At 67.7% G+C, this 20776-nt stretch carries 22 protein-coding genes; 11 read left to right on the forward strand and 11 right to left on the reverse strand.

What is annotated here, in order from left to right; all coding sequences use genetic code 11:
• Positions 1–178: 178 nt before the first annotated feature.
• From KZJ41_RS10555 to hcaB, 7 genes are all read left to right on the forward strand, one after another.
• The gene (locus tag KZJ41_RS10555; RefSeq protein WP_050034939.1) at positions 179–1438 is read left to right on the forward strand and encodes an NAD(P)/FAD-dependent oxidoreductase; all 1260 of its coding nucleotides are present in this window, start codon (positions 179–181) and stop codon (positions 1436–1438) included.
• A 139-nt stretch (positions 1439–1577) separates the two neighbouring features.
• Positions 1578–2435 carry an alpha/beta fold hydrolase gene (locus tag KZJ41_RS10560; RefSeq protein ID WP_044475720.1) on the forward strand — a complete coding sequence of 286 codons (858 nt, stop codon included), beginning with the start codon at positions 1578–1580 and terminating at the stop codon, positions 2433–2435.
• A gap of 22 nt (positions 2436–2457) precedes the next feature.
• The gene (locus KZJ41_RS10565) at positions 2458–3360 is read left to right on the forward strand and encodes a VOC family protein (RefSeq protein ID WP_232334090.1); all 903 of its coding nucleotides are present in this window, start codon (positions 2458–2460) and stop codon (positions 3358–3360) included.
• The gene (locus tag KZJ41_RS10570) at positions 3353–4684 is read left to right on the forward strand and encodes an aromatic ring-hydroxylating dioxygenase subunit alpha (RefSeq protein WP_050034940.1); all 1332 of its coding nucleotides are present in this window, start codon (positions 3353–3355) and stop codon (positions 4682–4684) included. The genes KZJ41_RS10565 and KZJ41_RS10570 overlap by 8 nt, the downstream gene beginning before the upstream one ends.
• Positions 4681–5241, forward strand: a complete 561-nt coding sequence (locus KZJ41_RS10575; RefSeq protein ID WP_006933066.1) for an aromatic-ring-hydroxylating dioxygenase subunit beta — start codon at positions 4681–4683, stop codon at positions 5239–5241. Before KZJ41_RS10570 ends, KZJ41_RS10575 begins: the two co-directional genes overlap by 4 nt.
• 11 nt (positions 5242–5252) lie before the next feature.
• Positions 5253–5627, forward strand: a complete 375-nt coding sequence (locus KZJ41_RS10580; RefSeq protein ID WP_006933065.1) for a bifunctional 3-phenylpropionate/cinnamic acid dioxygenase ferredoxin subunit — start codon at positions 5253–5255, stop codon at positions 5625–5627.
• A complete protein-coding gene (gene hcaB / locus KZJ41_RS10585) occupies positions 5614–6411 on the forward strand; it encodes a 3-(cis-5,6-dihydroxycyclohexa-1,3-dien-1-yl)propanoate dehydrogenase (RefSeq protein WP_050034941.1) in 798 nt (265 codons plus the stop codon). Before KZJ41_RS10580 ends, hcaB begins: the two co-directional genes overlap by 14 nt.
• A 68-nt stretch (positions 6412–6479) precedes the next feature.
• Here the strand turns inward: hcaB and dmpG are convergent, their stop codons facing one another.
• Genes dmpG through KZJ41_RS10600 form a run of 3 tightly spaced genes read right to left on the reverse strand, consistent with a single transcriptional unit; the run spans position 6480 to position 9303 of the window.
• A complete protein-coding gene (gene dmpG, locus KZJ41_RS10590; protein ID WP_050034942.1) occupies positions 6480–7505 on the reverse strand; it encodes a 4-hydroxy-2-oxovalerate aldolase in 1026 nt (341 codons plus the stop codon).
• Entirely contained in the window at positions 7502–8479 is a 978-nt protein-coding gene (locus KZJ41_RS10595; protein ID WP_102799655.1) for an acetaldehyde dehydrogenase (acetylating), read from the reverse strand. Before KZJ41_RS10595 ends, dmpG begins: the two co-directional genes overlap by 4 nt.
• Complete coding sequence (locus KZJ41_RS10600) at positions 8476–9303, reverse strand: 2-keto-4-pentenoate hydratase (protein ID WP_029542682.1); 828 nt, start codon at positions 9301–9303, stop codon at positions 8476–8478. The genes KZJ41_RS10595 and KZJ41_RS10600 overlap by 4 nt, the downstream gene beginning before the upstream one ends.
• Positions 9304–9465: 162 nt before the next feature.
• On the opposite strand from KZJ41_RS10600, the gene KZJ41_RS10605 reads away from it, so the two are divergent.
• Both KZJ41_RS10605 and KZJ41_RS10610 read left to right on the forward strand, forming a co-directional pair.
• Complete coding sequence (locus tag KZJ41_RS10605; protein ID WP_170914062.1) at positions 9466–10257, forward strand: IclR family transcriptional regulator; 792 nt, start codon at positions 9466–9468, stop codon at positions 10255–10257.
• Between the two features lie 118 nt (positions 10258–10375).
• On the forward strand, positions 10376–11335 hold the full coding sequence (locus tag KZJ41_RS10610) for a DUF1214 domain-containing protein (protein ID WP_102799656.1): 960 nt from the start codon (positions 10376–10378) through the stop codon (positions 11333–11335).
• Positions 11336–11433: 98 nt separating this feature from the next.
• Here the strand turns inward: KZJ41_RS10610 and KZJ41_RS10615 are convergent, their stop codons facing one another.
• The 4 genes from KZJ41_RS10615 to KZJ41_RS10630 form a co-directional block, all read right to left on the reverse strand.
• A complete protein-coding gene (locus KZJ41_RS10615; protein WP_102799657.1) occupies positions 11434–12924 on the reverse strand; it encodes a stealth family protein in 1491 nt (496 codons plus the stop codon).
• A 684-nt stretch (positions 12925–13608) separates the two neighbouring features.
• On the reverse strand, positions 13609–14241 hold the full coding sequence (locus tag KZJ41_RS10620) for a DUF3558 domain-containing protein (RefSeq protein WP_102799658.1): 633 nt from the start codon (positions 14239–14241) through the stop codon (positions 13609–13611).
• The gene (locus KZJ41_RS10625) at positions 14238–14570 is read right to left on the reverse strand and encodes a hypothetical protein (RefSeq protein WP_043800101.1); all 333 of its coding nucleotides are present in this window, start codon (positions 14568–14570) and stop codon (positions 14238–14240) included. The genes KZJ41_RS10620 and KZJ41_RS10625 overlap by 4 nt, the downstream gene beginning before the upstream one ends.
• 160 nt (positions 14571–14730) lie before the next feature.
• On the reverse strand, positions 14731–14940 hold the full coding sequence (locus KZJ41_RS10630; protein WP_102799659.1) for a hypothetical protein: 210 nt from the start codon (positions 14938–14940) through the stop codon (positions 14731–14733).
• Positions 14941–15097: 157 nt separating this feature from the next.
• On the opposite strand from KZJ41_RS10630, the gene KZJ41_RS10635 reads away from it, so the two are divergent.
• Entirely contained in the window at positions 15098–15316 is a 219-nt protein-coding gene (locus tag KZJ41_RS10635; RefSeq protein ID WP_102799660.1) for a hypothetical protein, read from the forward strand.
• Between the two features lie 123 nt (positions 15317–15439).
• On the opposite strand, the gene KZJ41_RS10640 is transcribed toward KZJ41_RS10635, so the two are convergent.
• Positions 15440–16231: a CoA ester lyase gene (locus KZJ41_RS10640; RefSeq protein ID WP_102799661.1), complete on the reverse strand. Its 792-nt coding sequence runs from the start codon at positions 16229–16231 to the stop codon at positions 15440–15442.
• Positions 16231–17496: a CaiB/BaiF CoA-transferase family protein gene (locus tag KZJ41_RS10645; protein WP_043800103.1), complete on the reverse strand. Its 1266-nt coding sequence runs from the start codon at positions 17494–17496 to the stop codon at positions 16231–16233. Before KZJ41_RS10645 ends, KZJ41_RS10640 begins: the two co-directional genes overlap by 1 nt.
• 219 nt (positions 17497–17715) lie before the next feature.
• On the opposite strand from KZJ41_RS10645, the gene KZJ41_RS10650 reads away from it, so the two are divergent.
• Positions 17716–18636, forward strand: coding sequence for a LysR family transcriptional regulator (locus KZJ41_RS10650; RefSeq protein WP_029542709.1), 921 nt, complete (start codon positions 17716–17718; stop codon positions 18634–18636).
• Positions 18637–18665: 29 nt separating this feature from the next.
• Here KZJ41_RS10650 and KZJ41_RS10655 read toward each other — a convergent pair whose 3' ends face one another.
• Both KZJ41_RS10655 and KZJ41_RS10660 read right to left on the reverse strand, forming a co-directional pair.
• Positions 18666–19511 (reverse strand): CoA ester lyase, encoded by an 846-nt coding sequence (locus KZJ41_RS10655; protein ID WP_102799662.1) that lies wholly within the window; start codon positions 19509–19511, stop codon positions 18666–18668.
• Positions 19512–19519: 8 nt separating this feature from the next.
• Positions 19520–20632 (reverse strand): PrpF domain-containing protein, encoded by a 1113-nt coding sequence (locus KZJ41_RS10660; RefSeq protein ID WP_082120220.1) that lies wholly within the window; start codon positions 20630–20632, stop codon positions 19520–19522.
• Between the last annotated feature and the right edge of the window lie 144 nt (positions 20633–20776).

Below are 20776 nucleotides of genomic sequence, written 5' to 3' on the forward strand. Positions count from 1 at the left end.
CGGGTCCGCAGATGAGAGAAACGCTGGGCCGCATCACACTTCACAGGACCGTCTCGGTCGGAGTTCCGGCGCACGGAACAGTCGATGGACGGCGGTGTCCACGCGAACCTACTGTGATCCGTACAACATGCCTGCGGAGTGGGGCACCTCCCAACCGCTCCGTGAAGGAGATGGCACCTTGACCCGAAACAAGCACCACGTCGTCGTCGGCGCCGGCGCCGCCGGCCTGGCCGCGGCGTCGGCGATGAGAGACAACGGATTCGCCGGTCGAATCACCGTCGTCGACGCCGACCCTCACACACCCTACGAACGCCCGCCACTGTCGAAGGAGTACCTCTCCGACCGCAGGCTGCGGGAGATAGTGGCCGAGACGGAGTACCGGCGCCTGGACATCGAGTTGCGCCTCGGTGTCGGGGTGTGCCGGCTTCGACCGTCGGACCGGCGCATCGACACATCCGACGGGGAAGAGCTTGTCGCGGACCGGTTGCTGCTCACCACCGGCGTGGCGGCACGGCGGTTGGACGTCCCCGGGGCCGCCCTCGGAAACATCCTCACGCTGCGAGATGCGGCCGACGCCGCGGCCTTGTCCGCCCGGCTGAGGGCGGGTGGGCCGCTCGTCGTCGTGGGTGGAGGGTTCGTCGGCCTCGAGGTCGCTGCGGCCGCGGTGGACCGCGGAATCGACGTCACCGTCGTCGAACTCGGCGAGCTCCCCCTTCTGGCGGCCGTCGGCCCGGAGATCGCCCGGCGCATCTGCCGGCTGCACACGGAACGGGGGGTGCGCATCCTGACGCGCCGTACGGTCGACGCGTTCGCGGGCTCGCGCGCAGTGGAGTCGGTGCGGCTGTCGACCGGCGAACGTCTCGACGCGGCCACCGTCGTCGTCGGGTGCGGTGTCGTCCCCAACGACGGTCTCGCGAGACAGGCGGGAGTAGCCTGCGCCGACGGCATCACCGTCGACGACCTGGGCCGCAGCAGCGACCCCTGGATCTGGGCGGCCGGAGACATCGCCGCGCACGTCAACCCGCACCTCGGTCACCGGGGTCGGATCGAGCACTGGGACGTGGCCCGCCGGCACGGTGCAGCCGTCGGAGCGTCGATGGCGGGCAACGCGACCGTCAACCGTGAAATCCCCTACTTCTGGTCGCACCAGTACCAGCACACGCTGCAGATGTACGGGCGCGGGCGGCCCGGCGACCGCGTGATTGTCCGTGACTCGTCCACCGAACCCGGATTCGTGGCCTTCTGGGTGCGCGACGGGCGCGTTGCCGCCGCAGCCGCCCTGGACGAGCCGCGCGATGTCCGATCGGCAAAAATCCTGGCGGAAAACAGGATTGCAGTTCCGGACGAGACTCTGCGGTTCGCCGGTACCGACCTGCGCAGGCTGGTCCGCCAACTGAGGAGCCCGGACGCCCGGCGCGACATCGACGTCACCGGGTGATCCCGAAACAGACGCGACCTGAATCTATTCCATAACCGGATTCGCCCGGGCCGGGGCGTTTCAGGTGCCCCGTGGCGTGGCCCCACCCACCGCGGCCCGGGGTGAAATCTGGGCACACCCGGACGTAGAGAGGATGACGATGACGACAACAATGGAGACTTCGGACGTCGAAGCCGGCGGTTTCCGCATCCGGCTCAACAGAGCCGGTCCGCGCACCGGGGAGACGATTCTGTTCCTGCACGGATCGGGGCCCGGTGCCACCGGGTTGTCGAACTATGCCGCGACCGTTTCCGCCTTCGCGGACGACTACGACTGTCTTGTGATCGACCAGGTCGGCTGGGGCGACTCGAGTCACCCGGCCGAGCTCCCCCCGAGCGGACGTGTCCGGCAGCTCGTACTGAGCAACCTGGCGCTGGTCGACGCCCTCGGCCTCGACAGCGTGCACCTCGTGGGGAACTCGCTGGGTGGGGTCGTCGCCCTGAACATGCTGACCGTCGCCCCGGACCGGATCGGGAAGGTCATCGGCATGGGGGCCGGTGGCGGCGGCAACACCGCGCCGACCGGGGAATTGCTCAAGCTCATCGAGTTCTACAACGACCCCACGCTCGAGAGCATGAAGCAGCTGATCTCGTACATGCTCCACGATCCGGACCTGTTCGGCGACGAGATCGACGCGATCGCCCGGGACCGGCTCGAGACGGCGCTGCGTCCGGACGTGCGCCGATCCCATCTCCTCACCTTCGGGCTTCCGCAATCCGGTCCCGGGCTTCCGGGCCTACGTGTCCCGGAGACATCGCTGCGGCGGATCCGCAATGATGTCCTGCTGGTCCACGGCCGCGAGGACTCGGTGGTCCCCGCCGAGAGCAGCGAATGGCTCGCCCGGCGAATCCCCAACGCGCGCCTGCATGTCATGCCGCACTGCGGTCATTGGGCGCAGATCGAACAGGCCGATCGGTTCGTCCAGCTCAGCACGCTGTTCCTGCGCGGCCGGATCTGAGATGTCAACGAAAGGAAATCCCGTGAGCACTGTGAAGGCTCTTGCATACCTGCGTGTGCGCGGCCCCGTCGACGAGTGGAGGGAGTTCGGCACCCGAATCGTCGGAGCCCAACTCGTATCGTCCGACGACCCCACCGAGGCCCGCTTCCGGTTCGACGAGCGTGAGTACCGGCTGACGGTCGAGGACGGTCCCCCCGGGGCGGACGCCCTGCTCGCCCTCGGGTTCGAGACGCGGACCAGCGAGGACCTCGACGCGCTCGCCCGCCGCCTGGTCGCGAACTCGGTCCCGGTCTCGGAGGATGCCGATCTGGCACGTGCACGGCATGTGCAGCGGCTCATCGCCTTCGCTGACCCCGACGGCAACCCGATCGAGGTCGTGTACGGCCATCCGCACGACCACACCCCGTTCGTGTCGCCGCGGGGAATCGACTTCGTCACCGGCGATCTCGGCCTCGGGCATGTGTTCCTCTTCGCATCCGACGCGCAGCGATCCGCCGAGTTCTACCAGTCGATGCTGGGCTTCCGCCCCAGCGACACCATCGCCTTCGGCCCGACCAATGCAGTCTTCTTGCACTGCAATCCGCGTCACCACACGGTGGCGCTCGCCGCCATCCCGGGCTTCGAACCGGGGATCGGCCATGTGATGCTCGAGCTCAGCCGCCTCGACTCCGTCGGCCGGGCACTCGATCTGGCGATGGAGACGCCAGGACAGGTCGTCCGCGCCCTCGGGGAACACACCAACGACGCGATGACCTCGTTCTATCTGTCCACACCGTCCGGGTTCGCGATCGAGTACGGATGGAACGGCAGACTCGTGGACGACGACTCGTGGACCGTCGGCCACTACCGGTCGGCCAGCACGTGGGGCCATCAGGTCCTTGCCGACGTCCCCAGCGCCGTGGCAGTGGGGGCCGACGATGAGTGACATCCATGCGCTGGTCGACCCCGCTCACGGCCTACTCAATCCCACCATCTACACCGACCCGGGCATCTACGAACTGGAGCTCGAGCGGGTGTTCGGCCGGACCTGGCTCTTCCTCGCGCACGACAGTCAGTTGCCGAAGCCCGGGTCGTTCGTCCAGACGTACATGGGTGAGGATCCGGTTCTGGTCGTGCGCCAGCGAGACGGCTCGGTGAAGGCGTTCCTCAATCAGTGCCGGCATCGGGGAATGCGTATCTGCCGATCGGACGAGGGCACGAGTCGCGCGTTCACGTGCACCTACCACGGCTGGTCGTACGACCTCGAGGGCAACCTCATCAACGTGCCGCAGCAGCAACGCGGATACCGTGACCGGATCGACAAATCCTCCTGGGGCGCCACGAAGGTCCCCCGCATCGCGAGCTACCGGGGGTTCCACTTCGGCACCTGGTCGGACGAGGTCCCGGACTTCGTCGAGTATCTGGGCGAGATGGCGTACTACTTCGACGCGACCATCGATCGATGGGACAACGGCATCGAGTTCGTCAAGGGCGCCGCGAAGTGGGTCATCGACTGCAACTGGAAGCTGCCGGCGGAGCAGTTCGCCAGCGACATGTACCACGCCGCGATCTCGCATTCGTCGGCGATGCTGGCCCTGCACGAGGATCCGGCCTTCCACGGTCTGCTCAACCCACCGCCTGACGCACCGGGCCGGCAGTTCGCCGGTGACGGCCACGGATCGGGGAGCTTCTGGCTCCCCGAATTCGGCCCCGACCTGCACGCAGGCCCCGAGTACAGCGCCTGGCAGACAGCCAACCGCGACGAAGTCTTCCGGCGGATCGGCGCCGACCGCGCCGTGAAGGTCTCGGGGCACAATCTGATCTTCCCGAACTTCTCCTGGCTCGGACCTGTAAACACGATGCGCGTGTGGCATCCGCGCGGTCCCGGACAGATCGAGGTGTGGGCATGGACGTTCGTGCCGAAGGATGCCTCGCCGGAGGCCAAGGCGGGAATGCGGCGGGGCACCCAGCGCTCCTTCAGCCCGGCCGGGGTCTTCGAGACCGATGACGGCGAGAACTGGACCGAGGTGCAGCAAGTGCTGCGAGGCTGGAAGTCGCGCAGCACCGAGTTCAACGTCCAGATGGGGATGGGATTCGAGGAACGCGACAGTCACGGTCTTCCCGGCCTGTCCAACGATGTCTACAGCGAAACCGCCGCCCGCGGGTTCTACCAGCGGTGGCTGGATCTCGTCGACGGCCTGCCGTGGGACGAAATCCTCCGCCGAGCCGACGAGGCCAAGCGCTCCGAACACGCAGGAGAGAACCGATGACCACCGACACCCGCAGCGCCGACGGGCTGCCCGCGGCCGTCCAGCGCGCCGACGTGCATCTGCAGCACGCGGTCGAACAGTTCCTGTATGCCGAGGCGGAACACCTCGACAACCACCGCTACCACGAATGGCTCGAGTTCTTCGGGGAGGACGTGCACTACTGGGCGCCCACCCGCATGACCCGCACGTTCCGGGAACGCGACGCCGAGATCTCCGGCCCGGACGAGGGCGCGTTCATCGACGACGACTTCCCCTTCCTGCGGGGCAGGGTCCGACGGCTGACCTCGGGCCTGTCGTGGTCGGAGGAGCCCCCGTCGCGCACCCGGCGGTTGCTGACCAATGTCCGTGTCGCGCACCGCGAGGACGGCGATCTCGACGTGGTGTGCAACTTCTGGGTCTACCGCAGCCGGCTCGAGCGGCACCAGGACTGGTTCGTCGGTGAGCGCTTCGATGTGCTGCGCCACCACACCGGCACCCTGCCCTTCAAGATCCGCGAGCGCCGGATCGTCCTCGAGCAGACCACGATCCTCGCCCCCAGCATCAGCATCTTCCTGTGAGGTATCCGACGATGACGGCTGAATCATCCAGTGAGAACACGCGGTGGGTTCGTGTCTGCGCGGTCGGCGACCTCGACGACGACGACGCGGTGCGGCTCGACTCGCGTCCGCCGGTGTCGGTGTTCAGGTCGAACGGGGAGTACTTCTGCGTCGACGACACGTGTACGCACGAGACGTACTCCCTCGCCGACGGATGGATCGAGAACTGCGTCGTGGAATGCCCGCTCCACATGGCGAAGTTCTGCCTCCGAACCGGCCGGCCCCTGAATCCGCCCGCGACGACCGCGGTCGGCACGCACCCGGTCCGTATCGAGGGCGGCGACATCCACGTCGGACTTCCCGACTCGTACGAACTGAAGGAAGGAGCCCGTAGTGGGACGGCTTGACGGAAAGTCGATTCTCGTGACCGGCGGCGGATCCGGGCTCGGCCACGCCCTGGTGAGACGGTTCGTCGAGAACGGCGGTCGCGTGACCGTGCTCGACAGGTCGGAGCAGAAGCTGACCGCACTGCGCGAGGCGTTCGGGACCAGCGTGCGCACCCTGACGGGCGACGTCACCTCGTTCGCCGACAACAAGCAAGCAGCCGATCTCGCCGTGCGCGAGTTCGGTGCTCTCGACACCTTCGTCGGCAACGCCGGAGTCTGGGACTTCGGTCGTTCGCTGCTCGACGCGTCGCCGGAAGAACTGGGTACCGGGTTCGACGAATTGTTCTCCGTCAACGTGAAGGGCTATCTGCTCGGTGCGAAGGCCGCAGCGCCGCACCTGAAGTCCTCCCGCGGCAGCATGATCTTCACCCTGTCCAACGCGGCCTTTTTCCCGGGCGGGGGTGGGCCGCTGTACGTCTCGTCCAAGCATGCCGGCGTGGGACTCGTGCGCCAGCTGGCGTACGAACTTGCCCCGGAGGTTCGGGTCAATGCGGTTGCTCCCGGCGGCATGGCCACCGACCTGCGCGGGCCCGGCGCGATGGGGCTCGCCGATCACTCGGTGGCCGAGGCCATTCCGATCCGGCAGATGGTGCGCGACAACGGAGCTCTGCAGATCGAGGTGGAACCCGACGATTACGTGGGCGCCTACCTCTATCTCGCGTGCCGTGACGATTCCGCGACCGTGACGGGAACGGTAGTGGACGTCAGCAGCTGGGGAACACCCAAGAGGACCGACGCCGTCTGACGGCGCAGCGACCGGGGCGGGTCTGTCGTTCGCGACAGACCCGCCCCCGCGTGTATGCGGATTCCGGGTCACGCCGGGCTGCCGGCACGTTCCCCCAGCAGGTCGAGGGCGATGTCGACGATCATGTCCTCCTGCCCGCCGACGAGCGCGCGCCGCCCGACCTCGAGCAGGAGGGTGCGCACGTCGATGCCGTAACGCTCCGACGCTGCCTCCGCGTGGCGGAGGAACGAGGAGTACACGCCGGCGTAGCCGAGGGTGAGGGTCTCGCGGTCCACCCGGACCGGCCGATCCTGAAGCGGCCGGACCAGGTCGTCGGCCGCGTCCTGCAGCGCGAACAGGTCGCTGCCGTGGGTCCAGCCCTGCAGGTCGGCGACGGCGACGAACGCCTCGAGCGGGCAGTTGCCGGCCCCGGCGCCGTGGCCGGCCAGGGAGGCGTCGACGCGAGTGACCCCTTCCTCGACGGCGACCACGGAGTTCGCCACCGACAACGACAGATTCTCGTGGGCGTGGATACCGATCTCGGTGCCCGGGTCGAGCACGCTCCGGTAGGCCCGAACCCGTTCGCGTACCCCGTCCATGGTCAGACGACCGCCGGAGTCGGTGACGTAGACGCAGTGCGCGCCGTAGGACTCCATCAACTTCGCCTGTCGCGCCAGCTCGGCGGGCGGTGCCATGTGGCTCATCATGAGGAATCCGGAGACGTCCATGCCCAGCTCGCGGGCCGTCGCGATGTGCTGGGCCGAGACGTCCGCCTCGGTGCAGTGGGTGGCCACGCGCACCGAGCGGACCCCGAGCCGGTAGGCGTGCTCGAGTTCGCGGATCGTGCCGATCCCGGGCAGGAGCAGCGTGGTGAGACGCGCCCGGGACACGTTCGCGGCCGCGGCCTCGATCCACTCCCAGTCGGTGTGGCTGCCCGGTCCGTAGTTGAGGCTGCCCCCGGCCAGTCCGTCGCCGTGGGCGACCTCGATGGCGTCGACACCGGCCGCGTCCAGCGCGGCCACGATACGGCCCACGTCGTCCGGGGTGATGCGGTGCCGAACGGCGTGCATCCCGTCCCGGAGCGTGACGTCCTGGATGAACAGTTCGGTCGTCATCGGGTGGTCTCCAGTTCTGCCGCGCGCGCGGTGTCCGTCTCGGCGGCGGCCTCCGCGAACCGCAGGGCAGCCGAGGTCATGATGTCGAGATTGCCCGCGTACGCGGGCAGGTAGTGGGCGGCACCCTCGACCTCGAGGAATACCGACACCTGGTGGGTGGGTGTGGTCGGGGCGCCGTCGGCGAGCAGGGTATGCACCGGTTGCCCCTGCGGAACCGGGGTGATCTGCACGTGCTGCTTGAGCCGGTAGCCCGGCACATAGGCGGCCACGTCGGCGACCATCCGCTCGATCGACTCCCGGACGGCGTCGTGCACGACTGCGCTCGGCTCGGAGATCAGGCAGAACACGGTGTCCCGCATGATCAGTGGCGGCTCGGCAGGGTTCAGGACGATCACCGCCTTGCCCCGGGCCGCGCCGCCGACGGACTCGATCGCGTGCGCCGTCGTCTCGGTGAACTCGTCGATGTTCGCGCGGGTGCCGGGTCCGGCGGACTTCGACGCGATGGACGCGACGATCTCGGCGTAGGCGACGGGCGTGACGCGCGAGACCGCCGCCACGACGGGGATGGTTGCCTGCCCACCGCAGGTGACCATGTTGACGTTCGGGGCGTGCCGGTGTGCGTCGAGGTTGACGGCCGGAACGACGAAGGGGCCGATCGCTGCGGGCGTGAGGTCGATCAGCCGCTTGCCGTAGGGTTCGAGCGCGCGGGCGTTGGCCCGGTGCGCCCGTGCCGACGTCGCGTCGAACACGAAGCCGATCTCGTCGAAGTTCGGCAGGCCGATCAGGCCCGCCACGCCGTCGGCGGTGGTGGGGACACCCAGCCGGCGGGCGCGGGCCAGGCCGTCCGACTCCGGGTCGATGCCGACCATGGCGCCCATCTCGAGATTGGTCGAGTTCCGGATCACCTTGATCATCAGGTCGGTGCCGATGTTGCCGGAGCCGATGACGGCCACCTGTGTTCTGCGGGTGCTCATGTGTGGTCCTCCTCGGTGAAGGTCGCGGTCACCGAACCGAGTCCGGTGATGTCCGCGGTGACGGTGGAGCCGGGGTGGACGGGCGCCATCGGCCCGAGAGCCCCGGACAGGACGATCTGCCCGGCGCGGAGCGGTTCACCGAACCGGCGGGCGGTGTCGGCGAGCCACGCCAGGGCCCGCAGCGGGTCGCCCAGGCAGGCCGCGCCGTTCCCGGTGGACACCGCCGCGCCGTCGACACGCATCGCCATCTCGGTGTCGACCGGTTCGAACTCGTCGAGCCCGCGGCGCCGGGTGCCGAGGACGAACAGCCCGGACGAGGCATTGTCGGCGACCGTGTCCCCGAAGGTGATGTCCCACAATGCGATCCGGCTGTCGACGATCTCGAGGGCGGCGACGGCGTAGTCGACGCTGTCGCGGATACGCCGGTCGTCGAGCGGGCCGTCGGCGAGGTCCTGCCCGAGCACGAAGGCGATCTCCGCCTCGACCTTCGGTTGCAGCAGGCGGTGGAAGGGCACGGGTTCGTCCTCGGTGTACTGCATGTCGTCGAACAGGACACCGAAGTCGGGCCGGTCCACGCCGAGTTGCCGCTGGACCGCCGGTGACGTGAGCCCGATCTTGCGACCGACCACACGAGCGCCGGCGGCCGTGCGTGCCGCGTTCAGTTTCGTCTGGACCGCGTAGGCGCGCTCGATATCGGAGCTGCCGATGAGGTCACGCACCGGCGGGCACGGTGAGTGGGTGCGCACCGCGTGGTCGATCCGGACGAAGGCCGCGTGTACAGCCGGATCGTCCGTCGCGGCGCCGCCGGAGGGCGGAGCCGGCATGTGGTCGGTTCCTGGGGAGGGGGTCATGGCGGTCCCGGAAGGTCGAAGGGAATTGGTCTGCCCACTGTCGCCGGGCGAGCCGGCATCCGGCCAGGAAAGTGTTCGACTCAGTGGAACGTACAGTGGCGGGTGACCCGAATCGCCAGGTCACCGGACGAAAGGGTGAATGCGGTGCACACTCCCAGCGACGTACAGATCGACCCGAACACCGTGCTCGGCAAGGTCGTCACCGTGCTGTATGCGTTCACCGTCGACGACCACGGGCTCAGCCTCGCGGAACTCGGCCGGCGCACCGGCATCCCCAAGGGCACCCTGCACCGGCTGGTCTCCGACCTCGTCAAGGTGCGCCTTCTCGACCGCACCCAGGCCGGCTACCGGCTGAGCGGGCAACTGTTCGAACTCGGAATGCGGGCGTCCACCGAACGCAGCTTGATCGAGGTCGCAACCCCGTTCATGGAGGACCTGTACGAGCGGACGCACGAGACGGTGCACCTCGGCATCCTCGAGGGCACCGAAGTGGTCTACATCTCCAAGATCGGGGGACACCGGCAGGCCCGCTCCCCGTCCCGTCTCGGTGGCCGAATGCCGCTGCACTGCACGGCCATCGGAAAGGCCCTCCTCGCATACTCCGATCCGGAGATCATCGAGAGGGTGCTCGCCGGGCCACTCGAACGGCGCACACCGAAGACGCTGTCCGGGCCCGGACTGCTGCGCGCACAGCTCGAACGCATCGTCGACGAGGGGGTCGCGTACGAACGCGAGGAATCCGCGATGGGCATCACCTGCGTCGCCGCGCCGGTACTCGACCCCGACGACCGGCCGATCGCGGCCCTCAGTGTCACCGGTCCCGTGGCCCGCTTCCATCCCGAGCGGCACGCCACGTCGGTGCGCGCGGCCGCGGCCGGCGTCGCCGCCACCCTCGCGCGCCGCGCGCGGATGTCGGAGCCGGAATGAGACGGGGCCGCACCGTGCCCGGCGGCCGGCCCGGCAGTTCCGGCAGGGAACCCCGGTCCGTCGCGGAGGCGGACGAATCGGACAGCGCGTGGGGTGTTCGTCGTCTAGGCTGCCGCGCATGACATCGATTCCGGTGAATGTGGACAACTTCGTTCGCGCGGAGACGGATCGGATGTTTCTCGACCTTCAGCGGGACGCCGGGGGCATCAATGTGCTCCGGCACAACCGGGAGCCCGCCTCGGTCGAGCAGCAGACGGTGATCCGGATGAACCGCGACACCCTGTACAGCCTCGCGATCGTCGACACCTCGGAGGGAGCGACGCTCACCATCCCCGACGGCGGTCGGCGGTACATGTCCGTGATGGTGGTCGACCAGGACCACCATGTCGATCGGATCCTCCACGACCCGGGAGAGCACAGGTTCACGGCCGACGAGTTCCCGACACCGTACGTCGCCGTCGCGGTGCGGATTCTCGTCGATCCCTCCGATCCGGACGACGTCCGCACCGTGGTCTCGCTCCAGGACCGGTTCCGTCTCGAAGTCGGCTCGTCGACGCCGTTCGCGGCGCCCGACTACGACCGTGCGAGCCTCGACGCGACGCGGGAGGCGCTGCTGGCGCTGGCACGAGGACTGACCGGCTTCGATCGGATGTTCGGTGCCCGGAACACCGTCGACCCGGTCCGGCACCTGATCGGTACCGCCGCCGGCTGGGGCGGCCTTCCGACCGAGGAGGCCGTGTACATCGGTGTCGATCCGGGACTGCCGGTCGGAGAGTACGAGTTGACCGTCGGCGATGTGCCCGTCGACGGCTTCTGGTCCGTCTCGGTCTACAACGCCGAGGGCTTCTTCGAACCGAACGAGCACCACGCCTACAGCATCAACAACCTCACAGGCGTTCCCAACGCCGACGGCTCGATCACCGTCCGTTTCGGTGGGGGCGACGGTGCGGACCGCGCCAATTACCTTCCCGTCACGGAGGGGTGGAACTATCTCGTTCGCCTGTATCGCCCGCGTGCGGAGGTCCTCGACGGAAGCTGGGTGTTTCCCGCCCTCGCCTCGTCACCGAACGGGCGGTGAGCGTCGACGCCAGCCCGGCGTCGTCCCCGAGTTCGCGTTCACCCGGCCGGGCCGCCCCGCGGATAAGCGGGGCGGCCCGGTGCGTCCGAGGGCGCAGGTCACGCCCGCCTCGGGTAGTCCGTCTCCCACGGCGCCGGGATCGGGTAGTACCGCTCCAGGAACTGCGTGACCTTGGCCGTCCGCAGCTCGAGGTCGACCTCGGGCACGCTGCCGTCGTTGAGGCAGAAGAAGTCCATCTTCCGCGTCGCCAGCAGCGTGTCCAGCTCGCGCAGACCCGAAACCATCGTCGTGTCGACGTACCGCATGCGGGCCGTCGTCTGCTGCACCGCCCGGCCGGTCATCAGCGCGTAGTAGTGGTAGAACGAGTTCGTCACCGAGATGTTCTCCGCGGCCCGGAACGTGCTCGCCGCCGTCGCGGCGAACTCCTCCGCGAACTCCCGCTCCATCTCCACCATGATGCTCTTGCGCAGGGGCACCGGCGTGTGTTCGAGGTGCCGGGTGATTGTCACCCCGAACCGGTCCTCGAGCAGCCGGCGATTCACGCGTGCCGCGTTCTCGAAACCGCTGCGCTTCTTGTGGTTCCGGCCCAACCCGATCCGGGTGTCCGCCTCGATGAACTTCGTGACCCCGCCGGCGGAGAAGAACATCTGCGGATCCACCGCGCGGCCGAAGAACATGTCGTCGTTCGAGTACAGGAAGTGCTCGGACAGACCCGGGATGTGATGCAGCTGGCACTCGACGGCCTGCGAATTGTGGGTGGGCAGCACCGACGGGTCGGCGAAGAACTCCTCGCTGCGCACGAACGTGACCCGGCCGTCGTCGGCCAGCCAGTCCGGTCGCTCCGAGTCGGTCGCGACGAAGATCCGCCGGATCCACGGCGCATACATGTGCACGGAGCGCAGCGCGTACTTCAGCTCGTTGATCTGCCGGAAGCGCGCGGGGGAGTCGTCGCCCTCGCCCACCACGTAGTTCTGCATGCGCTTGGCGCGTTCGGCCTGCCACTCCTTCGACGAGCCGTCCACCCACGAGAACACCAGGTCGATCTCGAACGGGACGTCCGACGGATGGGTCGCGAACATCCCCTCGATCGTCGGCCACGTCTGCCCGTAGCGCTCCACGGTGGTGCGGGTGATCTCCTCCCGCGGCACGCTGCGCCGGGTCAGAGCGTTCTCCTTCGGCAGGAGGATTTCGTCGTCGGTGTGCGACCACAGCTCGATCTGCACCCCGTTCGACGCCCCGTACCGCAGTCCGCTGGTCAGCTCGACTCGCGGCCGGAACAGGCGGAACGCCCGGTCCTTGGAACTAGGGGAAAGCCGGCCGTCGGCGACGAGCACCGGTCGGCGCCGCTTGGCGCCGACCGTCTTGGAGTAGAACGGTTCGTCGGTGCACGCGGCGACCAGCGCGGCGCGCAGTTCCTTGCGGTCGGCCCAGTCCACCGCCAGCACCGGGCGGGCGCCGTCGCCGCGGACCAGCAGATAGTCGATGCCGGCGTCGTCGAGGACCCGGCGCACGAAGTACAGATCCTCGAGCATCGCCTCGTGCGGCGTGGTCGTCGAGATGGGGATCGCATAGCGATCCCGGAACCACACGATGTCCGGGTGGCCGTGCAGCCGGGGCCGCTCGGACGCGAGCGGGGGAGCCTCCCCGACGCTGTGGGGCAGGGAGACGAGATGAACGGTGTGGGGGGCCGGCGTATGCGTCGGAGTGCTCCTTTCCTGTGAAGGGATTTCCCGTGAAAGATCCCGGGAACGAGAAGTTTGATTCTAGTGGCCGATGCGACTGAAGGTGCAACTGAAGACTGCAGGGGAGAACCTGTAGCCGGGGAGGCGGCGCGTTGTCGGCTTTGTGTCGATTCGATGCTGCGGACGTGATCGTTGCGTGACGACCCGCGGACCGAATGTCACAGCGGGTCGATTGGATCGCATGACTGTGACATTCGGTCGCCGTCTGGCCGCCGTCCGGTCGCCGTTCGGCCGAGCGTTGGTCAGGGTTGTGCCTCCGACATCCGTGTAAGCCGTTCGACGACGTACGGCCACGGAATCCGCTTCTGCTCGAGCAGTACCAGCACTGCGGCCGCGTTGTCCGGCCGTAGCAAACGCCCACGCCGGGTGCTGCTGTCGCAGGCGGTGCAGGTCGGCGGTGGACACGACGCTCCCTCCGGGATCGGGTTCGACCATGCTGACATATGGGAGCGACAGCGTCGCGGGCGTGGTCCGCCGAACTCGGGCGGGTTCGAGGTCGGCCTCCGGGGGCGAATCCAGACGAGTACCGAGTCAGCGGGTGTGCGACTCGAAGTCGTCGAGGACGGCGACGATGCGCTCGGCCGTGTCTTCAAGTCCGGTGCACCATTGCGCTTCGGGTACGCGAGTGCCGCCCTTGCCGAAAAGAACCTGAGCGAGAATGAGCACGCCGTAGGACGTCTCGACGCTCATGCCGCAACGTTCGGGGAGGGACAGGTTGGTCTTCAGCAGTGCGCGTCGGCCCGCGATCTCAGATGGAATGACGTCGTCGCCGTTGTCGGCGGTCTTCTGGAGTTCGATTGCCCAGTCGAAGTTGGCCGATCTCACCGTCAGGGCGTAGGCGGCAACGCCGGGAAACTTCAAGACGCCGTCGTAGGAACAGCCGAGCATCGTGTAGTGCGTCGCCGCGAAATCCGTGTTGTCTTCGGAGTTCGGGTCGTAGCCTGCCGCGGCAAGAACGTCGTCGGGGATGTCGAGGCACGGGTCGAAGGCGACGAGAGGTCGGTCGGACTCGTCCACCAGGCGCGGTACTCGTGTCGTTGCTGTTGGGGTACTCGGGGCCTCGTCTGTGGATTCCGAGTTGGGGGACGAGGCAGTGCACGCTGAGAGCGATGCAAGCACAATAAGTGTCCCTGTGATTGCGGCACCGGTACGGCCCGCGGTCACAGCTCGTCCTGGTTCAGGGCGTGCAGACGGGCGGTCCAGTTGTTTTCGGCCGCGAGAAACCCCTCACCGCCTGCGGCGAACGCTTCTCGCATGCCGCTGAGCACCGCCTCGAATTGTTCCAGTCGTTCGTAGAGCGATTCGGGTGTGCCGCGGGCTTTGCGAACGAAGCCGGCGCGGAGGTCTTCGGCCGACTTGAAGCCCCCGAAACTTGGTGCATCGGTCAGGTCGCTTGCATGGCGTGCTGCGTTGCGAAGTGTCGTCAGCATGGTGTCGCAGATGGCGACGATCTCCTCGATCGTCCGCGGTTCTAAACGAAGTCTCTCTGCCATGAATCCCCCCGGTATCAGTTGGCCCGGGAACTGTAACGCATTCGATTGCAGGTCACGCGGGATTCTCTTTCGAGAATGGGGGTTGAGACGCCTGCGCCCCGACCGAACTCGCGTGCGATTCGGTCGGGACGATTCGGTTCTCGTCGGCGGGGTCGGTGTCTCACAGCGCCAGTGTCAGGCCTGCTTCTGCGAGAGTGTGTGCGGTCAGGCCGGAGGCGAGCATCCAGGCGGAGTGCTTGTCGAAGGTCGGCGCTCCCCGGTCGCCTACCACGGCGAGAATCGGTGCGATCAGTCCGCAGATGCCGACGACGACAAGGATCGTCAGTGCCAGGCCGTCGAAGCCAGGGCCGATGCGCGGCGTCGAGCCCAAAGCGGATGCACAGATGTGCGGGGCGCATCAAACCTCCGTGGGTAAACCACGGTGGCGGGTCAGATCGCGAACAGCAGCGCGCCGGTACCGATTGCGACGGCGACGCAGTAACCGAAGAATCCCCCGGCGTCACCTTGGACAGCGAGGCCCAGAATTCGTGCGCGAGACGGTCGGGAAGTTCGACGCGTTCTGGTGGCTGCTCCTCATCGCGGGAGCCCCCCAGTACGGAGTCACCACGGTGTCGAAGCGGCTCCCGCTATCCCTGCTCGCGGTGCTCGACGAGGTTGCCAACGTTCGCAGGCTGTGGGAGTTGCCGAACCGGTACTTGCACTCCGGCAGCCGCGGAACCGTGCTCATCGCCATCTTGCTGTCCTAGGTCTACTCTCGGTAGCCACCAGCCGGCGTATCGGGAGGTGATGCGTCGGCCGAAGCATCTGCTCATGGCAGGTGGCACGCGTTCGTGCACTACATGGTGTAGACGGTGCGGAGCATGACGGCATCACGTTCGCGCGGCGTCCAAGATCTTTTGTGCCCGCTCTGCGACGGGGAGATCCACGAATTCACCTCCGGGTAGCCGGACCGCCGCTCCGCCGGCCTTCTCGAATGCGTCGACCACTTCGCGGGCCCAGTCGATGTCGTCCTGTCCCGAAGTGAAGGTGGCATGGATGGCCGTCAGCTGGGCGGGGTGAATTGCGGACTTGCCGAACAGGCCGAGGCTGCGACTGTGGGCGGCCTGCTGGATGAGTCCGTCATTGTCGTCGAGGTGGGGGTAGACGCTGTCGATCGGTGGGGCGATGCCGGCGGCGCGCGCGGCGACGACGAGGTGGGATCGCACGTACTGCATCGGTATGTCCCCCTCTCCCGTGCCGAGGTCTTTCTGCAGGTCGATACCACCGAGTGCGAGATGCGTCACCGCCGGGTGATCGGCGATATCGAAGGCATTGGCGACCCCTTTCGCGGTTTCGATGGCGCAGATCAGGGGCTTCTCCGGGGCCCGGGCTGCGACCCAGTGAACGTCGTCGAGTGATTCGACCTTGGGGATGCGGATGCCGTGTGCCGAGGCAGCGACGGCATGCAGATCAGCGGCGGCGAGTCCGGTTCCGGGGGCGTTGATTCGCACCCATGCGGTCCTGGTGGTGACGACGGATGCGACGTTTGCCCTGGCGGTTCGCTTCTCGGAGGGCGGCACCGCGTCCTCGAGATCGAGGATGACGGCGTCGGCGCCGGCGTGGAACACCTTTCCGAGCAGATTCAGGTTGTGGCCGGGCGCGAAGAGGTAGCTGCGGTTCATCAAAGGACGCCCTTCTCGGTGAGTTCGGTCATTCGTTCCTGGTCGATGCCGAGGGTGTCCCGGTAGAACTCCTGGTTGTCCTGCCCGAGGCGGCGGCCGGGGAACTTGATCGCGCCCGGAGTCCCGAGCATGCGAAGCATGACGTTCTGCATCTTGATCGGGCCGAGGTCTTCGTCGTCGACGGTCGTGATGCAGTCACGGGCGAGGACCTGCGGATCACTCATGAGTTGCGCGACGTCGTAGATGGGTGCGAGCGCGGCGCCGACCCGTTCGAACTCGGCCGTGACCTCGCGCAGGGGTCTGTCTGCGATCCACTTCGCAACCGCGTCGTCGAGCAGTTCGCCGTTGCGGCTGCGTTCGCCGGCCGAGTCGAACCAGGATTGCTCGACGATGTCAGGTCGGCCGACCAGGCGCATGACCCGCGCGGCGACAGAGGTGGCGCTCGCGGAGACGGCAACCCACCGGCCGTCCTTGGTGAGGTAGGTGTTGCGTGGGGCGTTATTGGGGGAGCGGTTGCCGTTGCGGCCGGCGATGGTGCCGAGTTGGTCGTAGGCGGTGGGCCCGGGGCCGAGAATTCCCAGGAGTGGTTCGAGTAGTGACATGTCGATGACCTGTCCGCGGCCGGCCGAGCCGTTGCGGTGGAGGAGTGCGGTCACCACGCCGAATGCGCCGGCAAGTCCGGCAACGCCGTCGGCGAGTCCGAAGGGCGGCAGCGTCGGTGGACCGTCCTCCGTCCCGGTTTGGTGGGCAAAGCCACTCATCGCCTCGGCCAGGGTGCCGAATGCGCGGCGCTCGGCGTAGGGTCCGGATTGGCCGAACCCGGTGACGCGGAGCAGGACCAGTCCCGGATTGACGGCATGGAGTCGGTCCGGACCCAGCCCCCACTTCTCGAGTACGCCGGGGCGGAAGTTCTCCACCAGCACGTCGGCATCGATCACGAGGTCGCGGAGTATCTGCTGGCCTTCGTCGGTGCTGAGATCGAGAGTGATGCACTTCTTGTTACGGGCGATGACCTTCCACCACAGTCCGTGGCCGTCCTTCCGGGCTCCGTGTGAGCGGGCGGGATCGCCCGAGGGGTGCTCGATCTTGATTACGTCCGCGCCGAAATCACCGAGGAGCATGGCGGTGATCGGTGCGGCGTAGACGGTACTGATGTCGAGGACGCGGAGGCCGTGCAACGGGCCACGTGTCGGAGGAGGGCTGTCGGCTGTGCTCGTGCCAGGGTGGTCGTGGGTCGAGTAACTGTCGCTCGGGTGTGCAGTCATAAGCTGTCCTCGGATGGTGGGGAAGGTCGATACAGGTGCGGCGCTCGACAGCGGCCGGGGTGCACGAGCGCGGACCGACGGGTGATGCCGGCAGGGTCATGGCGCGACCGAAAAGTCCGTGGCGCCGTTGCCGCCACCTCAGATTGACATCCCCCGGGTTCAACTACAATCACGGGCATATCGACAGCAGTTAACTTTGTCTAAAGTCAGGGGTGGCGCGTGCTGGATACTGCCAGGATGTTCACACTGCGCACGGTCGCCGCGCACGGGTCGATCACCGCGGCGGCGTCCGCGCTCGGGTATACCACTTCGGCTGTGTCCCAACAGATCGCGAAGCTGGAGAAGGAGGCGGGGCAGCCGCTTCTGGAACGGCACGCGCGAGGCATCGTGCTGACCGAGGCCGGAAGCTCGGTGGTTCGGCACACCGAACGTATCCTGGTCGAGCTGGAGGCCGCCGAGGCCGAACTCGCGGAGATCAAGGGGCTGCGGGCCGGTGTGCTGGCGATCGGCACCTTTCCCACGGCCGGATCGTCACTGCTGCCGCTGGTGGTCAAGGAGTTCAAGACGCGGCACCCGGGCGTCGATCTGAAGGTGCTCAGCGGCCGGTTCGCGCAACTGGTCGACGCCCTGCGCCGGCGGGAGACCGAATTGTCGTTGCTGTGGGACTACGAATGGAACCGGATCGACGACCCCACGTTGACCTACCACCACCTGATGAACGATCCGACCGTGTTGCTGGTGTCGGAACGGCACCGTCTGGCCGACCGCGACTCGATCCGGATCACCGAACTGCGCGACGAGTCGTGGGTGGTGCGCGCCGACGATCACCCGGTTGCCCAGACACTCGAAAAGCTCTGTCAACAAGGTGGTTTCATGCCTCGGACGAGCGTGTTCGCGCACGACTACGGTGAAGTACAGGCGATGGTGGCCGTCGAGCTCGGTGTGGCCATCGCGCCGCGCCTGGCCGTGCTCAACCTCCGGCCCGACGTCCGGTCGATTCCCCTCGCGACCCGCCCGCCGCAGCGGCGCATCCTGGTCGCGCATCTGACCGAGCGGCGGCTGAGCCCGGCCGCGCAGGAAGGAATCGCGGTGTGCACTGCCGCCGCCCGCCTACTGCAGGAGGGATTCGAGGCCGGATAGGGGCCCAACCCTCCCCGGAAGGATGCCTGTCAGTTCCGGCAGATGCCGAACGCGTCGGCGAGGCGAGTGATCTGCTCGGCCCGCCCGAGGCGGGGTAGGTCGCTGCCGTCGCGGATGATGCGGCCGCGGGCTTCGAAATCGGCCAGGAACTGCCGCGCCCAGGTGACATCCGACGGTGTAGGGCTGATGGCCTCGTTGATCACCTGCAGCTGATCGGTGCCCAGGCACAGTTTCCCGGTAAGGCCGAGGGAGACGGTCACTGCGGACTGTTCGCGCAACACGGTGTGGCCGTTGCCGACGGTCGGGCCGTCGATCGGTCCGGGCAGCCGGCCGACCCGGCTGGCGACCACCAGTCGGGAGCGAGGGTACGCCATGGCGAGGTCGTCGGCGCTCGTGCCGGTGTCCCGGCGATAGTCACCGCTGCCGAAGGCGAGCCGGAACACGCCGCGGGCGCGGGCGATAGCGCCGGCCTGCTCGATGCCGAGGGCGGATTCGACCAGGGCAAGGACTGGGGTGCCTCCGCCGAGTCGGTCGAAGGTTTCGGTGATATGTTCTGCCGCTTCAGTTTTCGCGAGCATTACGCCCGCCAGTCCGGGAAGGCCGGCGAGTCGATCGACGTCGTCGCTCCAGTACTTCGAGGACCGGTCGTTGATCCGGACCCAGGCCGAGGAGTGTTCGAGCCAGACGGCAACGTCCTCGCGTGCTGAGGACTTCCGTTGCGAATCGACTGCGTCCTCGATGTCGAGGACGATCTGATCGGCGCATGAACGTTCGGCCTGGTCGAACAAGTCGATCCGGCCGCCGTTGACCAGCAGCCAGGAGCGGGCGATCCGCGCGTCGATTGTCCGGGGTGCGATCGTGGCGTTCTCGGGCATTCGGACCTTCACCGTGCCAACCCGACCAGTGCGGGCGCCGGGCCGGTGACGAAGAGTTCCGCCACTGCGATGCGTCGGGCCGCCCGGTGCAAGGTGACCGATTCGAGGATACCGTCGGGCGAGGTGGTGAGGTCGACGTCGAGGACCCCGGCGGGCGTCCCTATCCGTAGCGATCCGGGCCACCGGACCCGTGTGTTGTGGGTGACGACGCCACCGGTCACGGTGGACGCCGCGGCGACGGCGACAGCGGACGTCAGTCCGATTGCGGGGTGCGGGGCAAGCATCGACAGCATCCGGACGGAGATGTCGTAGTCGTCTTCGTCGATGTCGACGCCCGCGCTGGTGCGGTAGTCCACCGGCGGGCCGACGACGCCGACCTTGGGGATCGCGTGTGTGATCGGGTCTCCCGGTTTGCTCAGTCCCATCCGCAACGATGATTCCCGTCGCAGCCGGAGAAGCAGCGGCAGGTGTTCGGCGATGGTCCGATTGTCTTCTGCGCCGGTCAGGCCGAGGTCGGCGGCGTCGAACAACGCCGCCGGAGCGCCAGCGGCGACCATCGTGGCGCGGTACGTGTGGTTCTCGATCGAAATCTGTTCGGCGGCTGAGCCGGTGGGCAGCAGTGTGGCTGTATCGGCAGCGAGACCGGCGAAGGTGAGGCCAACCGGGACGCCCAGCGCGCTGGTGCCTGGCACGGCCGCGTCGCCCTCGGTGGGGATCATTCCGCCCGGGGTCGCGATCTCGGCAGTGAGGATTGCGCCCGTGTTCTGGTTGCGCATTCGCACGGTCGTCACCGCGGAGTCGACCGGAACGAAGCCGGATTGCAGCGCATACAGTCCGATCGCGGTGGCGCAGTTCCCGCAGTTGCTGCCCCATTCGACCTGCCGGTCACCGATCGCGACCTGGGCGAACAGGTAGTCGACGTCGATGCCGGACTCGCTGGAGCGGCGCACGATCGCCGCCTTCGACGTGGTCGAGCTGCCGCCCCCGACACCATCGAGCTGGCGCGGGTCGCCGGAGCCGAACGCGGAGGTCAAGATGGCGTCCAGCCCCCCTGCCTGGGGGATGAGGGGATCGACGTCCACGGCGTTGAACAGCCAGCACTTGCTGGTGCCTCCCCGCATCCAGGTTCCACGGAGTGTGAACACGGTCGGCCCACCTTTCGGGTTGGAAGAGTGTGTGAGGCACCGCTGGAGGCTCCGATCGGATAGGGAGCGTAGGTGCCAGCGGTGTCCCACTACCCACCCTGACCGAGATCAGGGTGGAGA

The organism is Rhodococcus sp. 11-3 (assembly GCF_023704055.1).
In the GTDB taxonomy this organism is placed as follows: domain Bacteria; phylum Actinomycetota; class Actinomycetes; order Mycobacteriales; family Mycobacteriaceae; genus Rhodococcus; species Rhodococcus aetherivorans.

Excerpts from the sequence above, each read along its gene's own strand:
- KZJ41_RS10610 (WP_102799656.1), top strand. The coding sequence starts at position 10,376 with ATGACATCGATTCCGGTGAATGTGGACAACTTCGTTCGCGCGGAGACG.
- KZJ41_RS10640 (WP_102799661.1), bottom strand. The coding sequence starts at position 16,231 with ATGAACCGCAGCTACCTCTTCGCGCCCGGCCACAACCTGAATCTGCTC.
- KZJ41_RS10655 (WP_102799662.1), bottom strand. The coding sequence starts at position 19,511 with ATGCCCGAGAACGCCACGATCGCACCCCGGACAATCGACGCGCGGATC.
- KZJ41_RS10600 (WP_029542682.1), bottom strand. The coding sequence starts at position 9,303 with ATGCCGGCTCCGCCCTCCGGCGGCGCCGCGACGGACGATCCGGCTGTA.
- KZJ41_RS10560 (WP_044475720.1), top strand. The coding sequence starts at position 1,578 with ATGACGACAACAATGGAGACTTCGGACGTCGAAGCCGGCGGTTTCCGC.
- KZJ41_RS10645 (WP_043800103.1), bottom strand. The coding sequence starts at position 17,496 with ATGACTGCACACCCGAGCGACAGTTACTCGACCCACGACCACCCTGGC.
- KZJ41_RS10580 (WP_006933065.1), top strand. The coding sequence starts at position 5,253 with ATGACGGCTGAATCATCCAGTGAGAACACGCGGTGGGTTCGTGTCTGC.
- KZJ41_RS10570 (WP_050034940.1), top strand. The coding sequence starts at position 3,353 with ATGAGTGACATCCATGCGCTGGTCGACCCCGCTCACGGCCTACTCAAT.
- KZJ41_RS10595 (WP_102799655.1), bottom strand. The coding sequence starts at position 8,479 with ATGAGCACCCGCAGAACACAGGTGGCCGTCATCGGCTCCGGCAACATC.
- KZJ41_RS10660 (WP_082120220.1), bottom strand. The coding sequence starts at position 20,632 with ATGCGGGGAGGCACCAGCAAGTGCTGGCTGTTCAACGCCGTGGACGTC.
- KZJ41_RS10575 (WP_006933066.1), top strand. The coding sequence starts at position 4,681 with ATGACCACCGACACCCGCAGCGCCGACGGGCTGCCCGCGGCCGTCCAG.
- KZJ41_RS10625 (WP_043800101.1), bottom strand. The coding sequence starts at position 14,570 with ATGGCAGAGAGACTTCGTTTAGAACCGCGGACGATCGAGGAGATCGTC.
- dmpG (WP_050034942.1), bottom strand. The coding sequence starts at position 7,505 with ATGACGACCGAACTGTTCATCCAGGACGTCACGCTCCGGGACGGGATG.